We start from the raw sequence: 12046 nt of genomic DNA on the forward strand, positions 1-12046 counted from the left end.
AAGATGGCCTGATCTGGGTAGTTGCTGGAAAGCCGTGGAGAGGCGATCCGAATACGTTCTGCATGACCATGCTATGGCGCGACTTGGATTCGATAAAGGCTTTCACCGGAGATACCTGGCACGAAGCGCGCATCGAGCCTGAAGAGCGAGATTTGATTGCCTCGGCCAGCATCGAGCACTTTGAGTTGCTCGGGGCTGTGGGTCCGTAAATAGGTGGAAGGTCTTCTTTGTCCGCATAGCAGTCGTTCACGCAGAGTATGGCAAACGGGGGGGCATTGGATTCAAATTTTGGCCTTTAATAGCTGCCAAAAGAAGTGGACGTGTCGCATGGGCATACTATTGTGGTTTGCCCATGCAAAATGACACATTCGGTATTTTTCCATCAGCCTACCGATAGCTATCTGAACGCTCAGCTTCTCTTTGAAGGCTTGCGGAACGGTCTTGCTTCTCCGCCCTTGCCGTTTCTGTTTTTTGAACGCGCGGTGTCTTTTTTCTTGGTCTTGTGAGGTGTCTTTCGTTCTCTCAGAGATTTGGAAGCGTCCGAGGCGTTCTTGTCTCGTTTTTGCCGCTTCTTATCCTTCGTGGCGGGTTGCGGATTTGCCGTTCCGCGCTCGCTGGTCCGCTGCGCGTGCGTAGCATTGGCCTGCTTTGGTTTGTCCTTGCTCGCGGGCTTATGCGATGTGCTTGCGGCGGACTTCCCTCTGCCCTTTGGGTGTTTGGGCGCGATTTGGGCATCTTGCTCTGAAGGTTTGGAACTGCGCGTAGTTTTTGACGGTTTGCCTGAACGCGGCTTTTTGTTCTTGGCGGCGTCGTCCGATTTATGTGGTGCCGCAGGCGGCCCCTTAGGAGAGGCATCGAAATCTGGTGCGCCCGCCAGCTCGGTCAGGGTCGCGCCTTGTTCTATGGTGAGTCCGGCCCCCAATTCTTGTTTCATTGCGGGCACTGCATCATTGGCAATCTCGACAAAAGTCTCTTGGTATTGAACGCGGATTGCGCCGATGGCGTCTTTGGATAGGCCCGCATTGCGGCACAGCATTGGCAGCAACCAACGCGGCTCTGCCCGCTGTTTACGCCCCAAGGACAGTGAGAACCAAGTGCTTGGCCCAAACGCCGCACGCGTATCAGATTTGCTTTTTTTAGTCTCTGACACCGCCCCCAGAATCTCTGGTGCTGAGTGGCGCTCTCGGTAGAGGCGCAAATAGGCTGCGGCGACCTGTTCTGGTGTCCTTCCGCTTAGCAGCCGTTCTGCAAAAGCCGTTTCCTCGACGCTTGGCACCTCATCCAAGGCAGGGTTGGAAATGATGCGCTCCTCTTCCCGAGCGAGCACCTCATCCGCTGAGGGAGGGACGCCCCATTCGGCCTCTAACTTGGCCGTTTTCAGCAATCGTTGCGCCTTTGAGCGCTGCCGTCCCGGTACGATCAAGATAGACATCCCCTTGCGCCCGGCGCGGCCCGTGCGTCCAGAGCGATGCAGCAAAGTTTCGGCATTCGACGGGAGATCTGCATGGATCACCAACTCCAACCCCGGAAGATCAATACCACGGGCGGCCACGTCCGTCGCCACGCAGACCTGTGCACGCCTGTCACGCAAAGCCTGCATCGCGTTGGAGCGCTCTGCCTGGCTGAGTTCCCCCGACAGAGAGACAACGGAAAACCCCCGGTTGGAGAATTTTGCGGTCAGACGCGCAACCATGGATCGGGTATTCGCGAACACAATCGTCGTCTGTGCGTCGTGATAGCACAGCAAATTGATGATCGCTTTTTCGATATCTGACGGGGCAACATTCAATGCGCTATAGGTAATGTCCGAATGCTGAGCTTCTGTGCTTCCGACCTTGATCCGCTGCGCGTCTTCTTTCTGGTAAGTCTGGGCGAGCTTGGCGATGCCTCGCGGAACAGTGGCCGAGAACATCAAGGTGCGGCGGCTTTCAGGCGTTTGGTCAAGGATGTATTGAAGGTCTTCGGCGAACCCCATGTCCAACATTTCGTCGGCTTCGTCGAGAACGACAGTTCGCAAATCGCTCAGGTCGATGACGCCACGTGAGATATGATCGCGCAGCCGTCCGGGTGTGCCGATCACGACATGCGCGCCGCGCTCGATCGTCCGGCGCTCTGTGCGGGCATCCGTGCCACCGACGGCTGACGCAGTGACGATCCCGGCCTCAGCAAACAGCCAGTCGAACTCTCGCCGGACTTGCAAGGCCAGCTCGCGCGTGGGTGCGATGACCATAGCCAACGGCACTGCTGGTCGGTCGAACCGACCGTGCTTGTCGAGAAGTTCTTTTGCCATTGCCAGCCCGAAGCCTACGGTTTTGCCAGAACCGGTTTGCGCAGAAACAAGCAAATCCTTTCCCGCCAGCGCTTCATCTGACACAGCCTTTTGTACAGGCGTTAAACTGCTGTAGCCTTTTTGGGAAAGTGCTATGGATAAGGTTTGCGGAAGGTCAGAGAAATCTTGCATGGGTCACCAAATGCCGGGAAAGACCTGGCGATAATGGTATTTGGTGCGGATGTATAGCCTGTAAACTGCGTTTGAAAGAGAATGTGTCAATCACAGGAAATGAATTTTTTCACCCGCTCAACCAATAGCTGTTGTGAGAGCTTTGATTAAACCAAATTCGAAACCGTACTTGTGCCGTCAGCACGCCTTTGAACAAAGGTTTCGTGGGTAGTGTTTCCTTTCGAGGTGGGGCGTTAGCCGTGCACGTGCTCGGCAATAAGTTCCTCGACGGACGGACCTGGTCCGACAAGTTCCAACACGTTGCGGTCGGGGTCGCGAATGAAAATGGATTTGGTGCCACGGAAGTCGCGGCGCCCGGTGATGGCGATGCCGTTTAAGCGCCGCCGCACGCGTGCTTGGGCACACGCCTAGCCATGTCAGCTAAGAACTTGCTTGCCAAAAGGAGCTTTCGAGAGGCTTGTTAGTTCCGATCCTGGAAGAGTACGGCTCGCCACCCGCTGGAGTGAATGTCATCTATGCAAGCCGCTCAAATTTGCCGGCGAAGACCCGTGCAATGATTGATTTCTTGGCAGAAAAGAGTAGCAAGTATTCCCGTGACGACGTATGAAATTCGCTGCCCGAACGAACGCCTTGGCTTTGGTGCTTTTTTGAAAGCGGACTTTCGGCGGAATTTGCCGAATGGCAACTTTGTCCGCATAGTGGTCGTTCGAGGGACCTATGGCGAATGTCTACTTCGAGCCCAAAGGCGACTTATGTGTTGAGCTCAGCATTAGTCGTTTGGGTGGGAACTTTGACCAACAAGCCTGTCTGGAACCTGCCAGCTCCGGTCTCGCAAAAAAGTTCCCGAGTGATGGTCTCGACCGGCTGTTGGTTCCGGATAGAAAGATCTGCAAACCCGAAGAAAAAGAAACTGGCCGCACCTCGCAAACCTGGCATGGCACCGGGACAACATATTTTGTCAAATGGTCTCCAAAGGTTCCGCTCCTTGGGAATAATTATTAACCTGCCAATATGAAAAACTTAATTTCCCGTGGCATATCAAGGGCCCTTGGCCGTGGCGGACCAAAGCCGCTTGAAAAGCCAGGGGCTATTCCGCCAGAAATTAAGAGTACTCAAATACCGCGGGAGCAATCCAAAATCTTGTCGCGCTGCCTATCGATTGATCTGGAAGTCGACCCCAAGGAAGCCCAGGTATTCGCCTTTGCAGCCGTGCCCGAAGGCGATGGAGAGGGGATTGTTCATCGAAAAGGCGACCTGAAAGCCGCGCTCGAAAAGCTCGACCTGTTTTGCGCTGGTTTCGCACATGTCATTGGACACAATATTCTGCGCCATGACCTGCCGCATCTCATGGCGGTCTCGCCGCGCTTCGCAAAGCTCGCGGACGGACCGATTGACACGCTGTGGCTCAACCCCTTGGCGTTCCCGCGCAATCCCTACCATCATCTGGTCAAGCACTACCATGATGGGCGGCTTCAAAGTGGTCACGTCAATGATCCTGAGCTCGACGCGCGTCTTGTGTTCGAGGTTCTTCGCAACCAGATCGACGCCTTCGTATCGCTGAACACGTTGTCGCCAGATACTATGATGGCCTATCACTGGTTGTGCTGCCGAGGTCCTGGTAGCGACGGATTTGATCGGTTGTTCAGCGACGTGCGCGGGGCGCCCATCCCGACAGAAGCAGAAGCGCACGGGGCCATTCAGAAGTTGCTTAAAGACTTGGCCTGCGGCGCGCAGGTGGACGCTTTGCTCGAGCGACTCTCGGACACTGGGCTGGGCTGGCCGATGGCATATGCCCTTGCCTGGATTTCAGTCGCTGGTGGGGATTCTGTCATGCCGCCTTGGGTGCGGGCGCAGTTTCGTGACGCAGCACGGCTCGTCAAAGACCTGAGGGATACGAATTGTTGTGATCCCCAGTGTGCCTATTGCGCAGAGCACAATGATCCCACCCGTGCACTCGAACGTTGGTTCGGCTTTCCCAGTTTCCGCCCGGAGCCAGTCGACGAGGACGGACGCCCGCTTCAAGAAAAGATCGTGGCGACGGCCATGGAAGGCGACAATCTATTGGGCATCCTTCCGACGGGCACAGGTAAATCCATCTGCTATCAGATTCCCGCACTGTCTCGGTTCGACAAGACCGGGGCCTTGACCGTCGTTATTTCGCCGCTTGTGGCGCTGATGGCGGATCAGGTTCAGGGCTTGGTACGCGCCGGAATTTCCTCGGCGGTTACGATTAACGGGCCATTGTCTTTGCCCGAGCGTCAGGATGCGCTCGACAAGGTGCGGCTTGGGGATGCTGCGATCCTTTTGATTTCGCCCGAACAACTGCGCAGCACAACAGTTCGGGCCGTTCTGGCACAGCGCGAGGTGGGGCTGTGGGTTCTGGACGAGGCGCACTGCGTGTCTAAATGGGGGCACGATTTCCGACCCGACTATCGCTACGTTTCGCGGTTTATTAAGGAAAGCTCAGGCGACGAACCGGCTCCGGTGCTTTGCTTGACCGCAACAGCAAAGCCGGACGTCGTGCAGGACATCCGCAGTCATTTCAAAGAGCGGTTGGGGTCCGAGCTGGCGTTAATCGACGGTGGCGCATCGCGGTCGAACCTGAGCTTCCAGGTGCTACCAACGCAGCGGGCAACCAAGATGACCGATATCCTCGACACGATCGAGGCCCAGCTTCCGCGCGAGGGTGTGTCGGGGGCGGTCGTCTATTGTGCGACCCGAAACGCTACCGAGCGCGTCGCGGAATTCTTAAAACAACAAGGCATCGCCGCCGAACGGTATCATGCGGGCCTTCCCCTAACGCCAAATAGCTGCACAGACCATACAGCTCGCTTATGTTGTCGAATTTCAGATGCAAACATCCACATTTGCGGATCTGGCCGCGTTGACCCGCACCCGTTGCGAAAGGCCTCTTTCACCCTTTGATGACGATTCCCAGTTCTTTTCGACTGCAAAGCTTGTCTGCTGTTACCCAAATTGTCACCCAAAGCACACTTTGAGCACGTATGAGCGACGTGAGGTTTGTGTATGCGTCTGATGTTTATAGGAGATTTTGGTAGCGGAGGAGGGACTTGAACCCCCGACACGCGGATTATGATTCCGCTCTGGGTAATTGAAAAGTAAGTAAAAAATCCCCAAAGACACAATTTCAAGGGTAATAAATCCAATGGGTTAGGCTGAGTCTTCCAACCAAGGACTCGTCATTTTGGCGACGGAATAGTTGCATTACTCACTCCGAGACAGACGATCAATCAGCCTAGCCGTGGCAGTCATTGCACTCGCTCTGGGCTTTCTGGGATATTGGACCGACCGGGGCCAAAGTTCCAGATTAGTCTGCTTGACCCGGTTCGAGTCCGAGACCTCCTTTCAATACATCCGAAGTCACTACGCTCAAGTTCTGGCTCCGAACTGTCGCGCATCCTCGGCTGCGACTATTGCGTCTTAACAACGAAACCTGGTCGGCCGGCCTGAATAGCATGTCCAACCATATGAACGGTGGGTCCCATTGCCCCTGTAACTTCACACATTCGAATGGCTATCTGACGAAGCTCTTCAAGAGATCCAATTTTGGGAGGACGAACGGGATCAACAAGCCAAGCCAACGGCTCCGGTGGAAGTAAGTCTCCATCGCGCGTTAGACCCCCATTGAAAGGCCCCAACAAAGTTCGCAAGCGACCAGCTTCAAGTGACCAATCTGCGTTGTCTCTATTCTTGGACACCAAGATATCGGTTAGATTTGATTTGAATAGTGCCCCTGATACCGCGATGATACCGAACGGCGTTACTGCCAAGCTATGGCCTTGCCTTGGTACATGGCACTGAAAAAGCTGATCGACTGCCGACATGTAGGCACTATCTTCGACAGCTTTTTGGATCTTACCGCGCAAATCCCGAGGAATTTCCTCATCTCCAAGTTTGTGCGACCATGTCAATCTACGGTTCCGCACTATAAGGACTTCTTCTTCAACTCGGAGCCAAGCTTCTTGCCTGTGCCACTCAGGGTTTTTTCTATCATCGAAGTACGCCAGCTGCACGGCGGCCACTCCTTTGTCGAACAGCGGTTGTGCTGCTTGCCTAATGCTTTCTTCGCCTTCCAAAAATTTCTGAGAAAGGCCCAGCTCTGGGAAAACAACGGTCTCGGGCAGCCTTTGCGGGCTTTCATCCAATACCTTCATCGCGGGGGTTCGCATCTTACTGCTTATGCGCTCCTTGAGGAGATCCGATGACTGAATGTGCACATATGACTTTGTGACTTCCCAAGGTTCATGCTGAGCTCCTTCTTTGCTACCCATCCGCTCATTGAAAAGCTCCAAGCCCTCCGCGTACAACAAATGCTGTTCGATAGTCGGATCACATTTCTTCCAGAACTGTTCAAAAAACTGGTCTAACTCGCGCGCCGTCAGGCTTAGAAGCGTTTCTTGTCGATAGACTGGATCGTTCGGATCTTGCCCAACATGAGTTTGAACAACCACCAGTTTCGCTTGCTGTCCAGACGACAGATCCGCCGCTGGCGCTAAGTTTTTTTGAGATGTGTGTAAATCCTCGTCCTTATGAGCTACTGCCAAGTCCGCATCTCTTAGGGTTTCTTCAGAGGTTGAAGAAAGAACCCATGAAACAAATCTCCTAAAACGAGAATGATTTGGATTCTTCAAGAGAGTGTTTTCAGTGCTTAGATCTGCGTCTTCAACTCTTCTGCCTGGAATGATTTCTTTTGCATGATCAGCAGGTGCAACTTCTATCCCGGTTGGCTCGGGAAGATCAGGAGAGTCGGAATCCTCAAACCCACGAAGTGAAAAATAAGACCTGAGGTCCCATTTGTATCCCACAAACGCGAAGATCAAATCTGTATCGAATTTGTCGATGATCGACATTGCAATGCGGAGTAAAATGCTCAGGTCTCCGATTTTTACTGGATCCTGCTGATCTACAAGCCAAATGGTCGTGTTGTGGGTTTCGGGGTCAGGAACTCCAAGCATCCCGGGCGCGATTGGACCTAAGAAGGGCCGCAACGATTTGCCTTCTCGATAGAAGGAATCCAGATTACGTTGTGAGTTTTGTTCTTCCCAGAGTTGCCTGACGACTTGTGTGTTAACCGCTAAAATACCCAATGGAGTGATGGCGACGTTCAAACGGCCGTCCGGTGTGATACTGGCCCATTTTTCCTGCAATCGGTCGAAAACTTCGCTACGGAAGATCGCTTTGTGCACCTGCTCTAAAGTCCTCGCAGCCTCTGGGTTCGCAAGATCCGCGACCGATGTCCATTTAAGCGTTTCTTCTTCACACAAAACTAAACCTAGTCGCGTCAAACCCAGACGTTTTGGTTTTGACAGATCAAATTCAACTAGTATGGCTTTCCCGATGCCATCAAAGATCGGCTGTGCTATGCGCCTTACATCTGCTTCCCCGATCACAGGGGTGGGCACGAAACCCAATTCTTGGAATATCACTGGGAGCGCCGGTGAAAACTCTTGGCTTAGCGTCTGGCTATTCTCTTTCTGAACGCTTTGTACGAATTGAAAGCTAGCTAAATTGTTTCTTGCTATACCAGATAATGATAGGGCCCGATTTAGGACATGTTCCCATGTTGCACCGTTCCCAACCAGAACTGACGCAGCACAACTTCTGGCAAAATCAACATATTTATCTTCAACTGTTTGCGATTTTGCGAGCTCCACGCAGTTTTCAACGAGCGTCTCAACTTCGCTAGAGCCAAGAATTACAACTGCTTCAGGGAAGCCAACCTTTTGATATCCAAATGCCATAATTGTCCGTCGTCAGAGTTTTTCGGAGAGCTGAAGCATTTTCGTAACAGAGGCTCTGGTTCGTTTTCTGTTTGAGTTTAGGCAGCAGCGGCTTGGTGCTGCAACCGGCGTTTTCGGATTGTCTGTTTCTTGATTTTCTCTCTCATCTTCAGGATCTTCGCGCCGCGGCCGTGATAGACGTCGGCGGGGGCTGTGCCAGTAGGTATCATAACCTTTTTTAGTACTCACTCAGCCAGATTTTGAAGCGCAACGAAAGACTTAAAACAGTTTGTCCCGTCCGTTGAAGATTCTTCCGAGCTGTTTTCAGTCCGGCCAGAGAAAGAACGAGTGGATGCAACCGAGGTTGGTCGATCACCGCCAGTAAATTGAGGTCAACAATGTTTGAAAACGAGTCAAGCTTGCAATTGTCCCTTCGTTTTTTGCCTTCTAGGCCAAGAATGTGCCGCAAGACGTGCTTTCAATCTCCACCTGCCATACGATCCACCCAAGATTTTTTGGCAGTTCCACGGTGGTCTGCGCGGCGATGAAACGCAAGCTCCGAGGTGAGTGTCATTTCTTTGTGCATTCTCGGAGAAATATCACGGTCTACGTGCCGCGCGAGTACTTTGAGGCCCCGAACCAGTTCCCGGCTGCCCGGCAGTTCGCAAACATATGCCTCAAAGTATCGTAGTTCTCTTTCAACGTAGTTGGCCGCCTCTCGAAACGCTCGGTCTCGGTTCATTTGTCCCGCGCGGTTCAATACGTGGGCCTGCCAATGTGTTGCTACTATCGACGCAAGTTCCGATGATTTTGGACATCTTGCGTTTTCTCCTCTGTCCGCAGCCATAAGCAAGGCAGTGCTATATTGCGGTTGCAATGGCTTGCCGCCTTCCACTGATCTGGCAGAAACGCTCGCTGTGAATTCAAATCGCTGTTTATGAGCAGCCGTCGGGCAAGTGACTTTTGCTACCACCGCGCGTTCCACTTCGTTTTGTATGGGCCCTAAATCGACATTCAAGCGTCCCGCGTTTCCAAGAGATGAGGATTTGCCGAGGACTTCTACGTGAAATCCTGCCGGATACTGAATTGAAACTTCGACGTTGTCGGCCACGGTAGAGAAGATATCTTCCAGTTCTCCGAGCAAAACCGACGAAATCTCGGTGTCAAATTCGGCATCATGCAGTCGCCCACCTCCATTTTCAGAGATGCCCCGCAGCAGTTGTTCATCATACCCATTTCCAATACCGAGTGCTGAAGTTGTTACGCCTCTTTTGCGCAATTCGCTCGCATGGCGGCGGAGTTCAAAAGTATCCGTAATACCTTCGTTGGCGTGCCCATCGCTTAGGATAATGACCCGTGGTGGCAGTCTGGAGTCCGCCTCGAACACGGCGGCGGCACGGTCCACAGCTTGGAACCACCCACCGCTCAAGTTTGTACATCCACGCGTCCGCAAGCGCGAAATTTCAGACTGAATTTCTGGCAAGTTTTTGTCATCGACTGAAATAGCATCCAGGTGAGTAACAACGTCAGAACCAAAGGAAACAAGCGTCAAACGATCTTGGCTTGACAACTTCGTCACGAGGCCCAGCGCTGCCCGCTTTGCTGCCTCAAGCTTTCCTCCCGACATCGAACCACTGACGTCAATTGCCAAAGCGACGTTCAAAGGTGCACGGTCGCGTCTAGAAGTCGAGGTGCAATCCGAGGCTCTTACTTTGGCCACCAAATAGCGAACGGAGTCGCCGTGCTCCCAAAATAGCTCACGGTCAAATTGGCAATTCAGTTCTATATTTAGGTCAGTCACGTTTCTTGCCTCCTATTAGTATTGCGCGGAGCTGATCCGCGAGTTGTTCGAATAATGCGCGCTCTCGTGGTTCAAGTTTGCCTCTGATGGAAAGCTCCAGGTCTGGAGTGATGGAGATCCGGTTCCAGATCATGCCCCGTGCACGCCGAGGTGCTGGGCCCTCAAAAAGCTCTTCCAAACTGACGATCAGCTGCTCTATACTGGCAAGGCTCTCTTCTCTCTCAAGGCGCTTTGCTTCCCGTCGTTCACTAAAACGCGGTTTCTTTTCACCGAGTAAATCGCGCCTTTCTTCGCTGTGGCGGCTTTCAGATCTGGCACGCGGCATCCGAGCCATTTTGAATGGGAGCGGATCCTCCTTTTGTGTCTCAATGCTTTTGAGATACTCCCGCGCCGAACCTCGCGATCTGGGTGCGGTCAGTAGCTCCTCAGCCCATTCTTCTATCTGTTCTTCAGTTGCCGTCATGAACCGGCGTCCAATTTCTGCCAGCGTCATACCGTATGCATTCTTTAACGTCAGAACCGCCTTGGCCCGCTCTACATTTGTTGTTGGGTAGGTTGCTCCTCTCCCCGATTTGCTTGGTGGGGAAAGCAGTCCTTCGCTTATCCATGAGCGTAATGTTCGAGGTTCTACCCCGGTTCTTTCGCTCAGTTCTTCAAGTGTGATTCCATCAGTCATGGCAGTTGAAATAATATTGACATTACGACATGTCAAGTTGTCGAGTTTATGGTTGGTGTTTTTCTCATTACTTAATTCGCTACTCATCTCATGCTTGACTGGCCGAGTCGGCGACATGTGCTTGGACATGCCGATCAACATAATTTAATGGATTTGATGGTGATGAAGTTAATGCTCTTGGGTCTTGCCTTGTTCAAGCAGGATCGTCTCACATAAGGAGCAGAAGTAGCCAAATATAATTAGTGCCTTAAGAGTGCACTGATCTGAATAACTGCTTTTCTCATTACTGCTATAGCCAAGCGTTTTGTGAATAACGTCCAAGATGGCATCTCGTTCGTCAAAACCGTTTCTGAAGGGCGAAAATGAGTTCCAATGAAACTTTTGAGAAGCTAGTTCGATGCATTGAGTTGGGTACTTCTCAAAAAAAGTGATCGCTGCTTCTTTGCACCCAGCCATATAATCTAGGTCATTCAATTCGGTTACGCCCGGCTTCAGATTTCCGTCTTTGTAATGGATGTGAGATTGATACGCCCAAATCACTTCTCCCAGGTCAGGGTTTACTCCCGTCAGAAACACTTGAAGGGGAACTTGCACATCCAGATGCTGACTCCAATCTATAAAGGGTGCGCGTGCCATCCGGTGGGCCGCGCCAAAAACCAGAGGCAAGAATTTTTCGACGAAAGCGAAAGAAGCATGGGAGGTCTTTGTATCCGCATGTATCCTGAGATTTGCAATAATTAGACCAGTTTTAAAGCACTTCACTGGGTCATATCCGCTCTCTTGGAAGGGCCTTCCAAACATACGCATAGCTTCGGAGAAGATCTCCTCAGCACTGTGTAAGTCATCAACCTTTCTGGTATCTGAGAAAATGCGACCGTGATTGCGAAACTTATACACAAAAACGGGTTCAGCAGTCTTACTTACCTTTATTTCTCTTGGTTCGAACTCACCTCGAAAACGCCACACCAGCTCGTCAAACACCGTGTAAAGATCACGATCATCCAGAGGTCCTAGCAGGCTGTCGATTTCACCATCAATGTCTACTGTAGGAAGTTGAGCGAGGCGATTCTGAATGTCGGTGATAGTAGTCTCTTCTCCTTTGGCGACCAGCGCCGTCAGGCCAAGGAAGTAGCAGAAACCGAGCGTTGTAGCCTCGGAGTACTCGAAGCGTTTTAGGAATCTTTGAACATTATCGAAGTTAAACATTGGGCTACCTGCAAAACTGATACTGAGGGATAAGCGAGAACGGTGTTTCCACTGTCTAAAGAACAGAATGAAACATCAGAAATTCAAGAGAGTGGCGTTTCCAAACAAGCAATTGGCCGCTTTTCACAAGTAACCCACGCTACAAGTCAACAGGTAGAATT

At 52.1% G+C, this 12046-nt stretch carries 8 protein-coding genes and 1 pseudogene; 3 read left to right on the forward strand and 6 right to left on the reverse strand.

The genetic code is table 11. The features are described 5' to 3' along the window. Positions 1 to 209 (forward strand): hypothetical protein (locus ACR0KS_RS00005; protein ID WP_480693063.1); only part of this gene is annotated, 209 nt, incomplete at its 5' end. A gap of 200 nt (positions 210 to 409) precedes the next feature. On the opposite strand, the gene ACR0KS_RS00010 is transcribed toward ACR0KS_RS00005, so the two are convergent. Together ACR0KS_RS00010 and ACR0KS_RS00015 are read right to left on the reverse strand one after the other, a co-directional pair. Continuing rightward, on the reverse strand, positions 410 to 2461 hold the full coding sequence (locus ACR0KS_RS00010; RefSeq protein ID WP_170567871.1) for a DEAD/DEAH box helicase: 2052 nt from the start codon (positions 2459 to 2461) through the stop codon (positions 410 to 412). A 233-nt stretch (positions 2462 to 2694) separates the two neighbouring features. Next, positions 2695 to 2850: a VOC family protein gene (locus ACR0KS_RS00015; RefSeq protein WP_170567873.1), complete on the reverse strand. Its 156-nt coding sequence runs from the start codon at positions 2848 to 2850 to the stop codon at positions 2695 to 2697. A gap of 328 nt (positions 2851 to 3178) precedes the next feature. Between ACR0KS_RS00015 and ACR0KS_RS00020 the strand changes: the two genes are divergently transcribed. Then, positions 3179 to 3463 carry a hypothetical protein gene (locus tag ACR0KS_RS00020; protein WP_170567875.1) on the forward strand — a complete coding sequence of 95 codons (285 nt, stop codon included), beginning with the start codon at positions 3179 to 3181 and terminating at the stop codon, positions 3461 to 3463. Positions 3464 to 3577: 114 nt separating this feature from the next. Then, a pseudogene (locus tag ACR0KS_RS00025) lies at positions 3578 to 5254 on the forward strand (DEAD/DEAH box helicase); the annotation flags it as partial. A 638-nt stretch (positions 5255 to 5892) separates the two neighbouring features. Here ACR0KS_RS00025 and ACR0KS_RS00030 read toward each other — a convergent pair. From ACR0KS_RS00030 to ACR0KS_RS00045, 4 genes are all read right to left on the reverse strand, one after another. Beyond that, complete coding sequence (locus ACR0KS_RS00030) at positions 5893 to 8223, reverse strand: hypothetical protein (RefSeq protein ID WP_480693064.1); 2331 nt, start codon at positions 8221 to 8223, stop codon at positions 5893 to 5895. A 457-nt stretch (positions 8224 to 8680) separates the two neighbouring features. Beyond that, positions 8681 to 10003, reverse strand: coding sequence for a VWA domain-containing protein (locus ACR0KS_RS00035; RefSeq protein ID WP_170746496.1), 1323 nt, complete (start codon positions 10001 to 10003; stop codon positions 8681 to 8683). Continuing rightward, positions 9996 to 10808, reverse strand: a complete 813-nt coding sequence (locus ACR0KS_RS00040; RefSeq protein WP_170746495.1) for a MerR family transcriptional regulator — start codon at positions 10806 to 10808, stop codon at positions 9996 to 9998. Before ACR0KS_RS00040 ends, ACR0KS_RS00035 begins: the two co-directional genes overlap by 8 nt. 39 nt (positions 10809 to 10847) lie before the next feature. After that, positions 10848 to 11885, reverse strand: a complete 1038-nt coding sequence (locus ACR0KS_RS00045; protein ID WP_480693065.1) for a hypothetical protein — start codon at positions 11883 to 11885, stop codon at positions 10848 to 10850. Between the last annotated feature and the right edge of the window lie 161 nt (positions 11886 to 12046).

The organism is Ruegeria sp. BC7, from assembly GCF_056539165.1.

Bases quoted from the DNA above. Each gene is read 5' to 3' on its own strand.
- ACR0KS_RS00010 (WP_170567871.1), bottom strand. From the start codon at position 2,461: ATGCAAGATTTCTCTGACCTTCCGCAAACCTTATCCATAGCACTTTCC.
- ACR0KS_RS00020 (WP_170567875.1), top strand. From the start codon at position 3,179: ATGGCGAATGTCTACTTCGAGCCCAAAGGCGACTTATGTGTTGAGCTC.
- ACR0KS_RS00030 (WP_480693064.1), bottom strand. From the start codon at position 8,223: ATGGCATTTGGATATCAAAAGGTTGGCTTCCCTGAAGCAGTTGTAATT.
- ACR0KS_RS00040 (WP_170746495.1), bottom strand. From the start codon at position 10,808: ATGTCCAAGCACATGTCGCCGACTCGGCCAGTCAAGCATGAGATGAGT.
- ACR0KS_RS00045 (WP_480693065.1), bottom strand. From the start codon at position 11,885: ATGTTTAACTTCGATAATGTTCAAAGATTCCTAAAACGCTTCGAGTAC.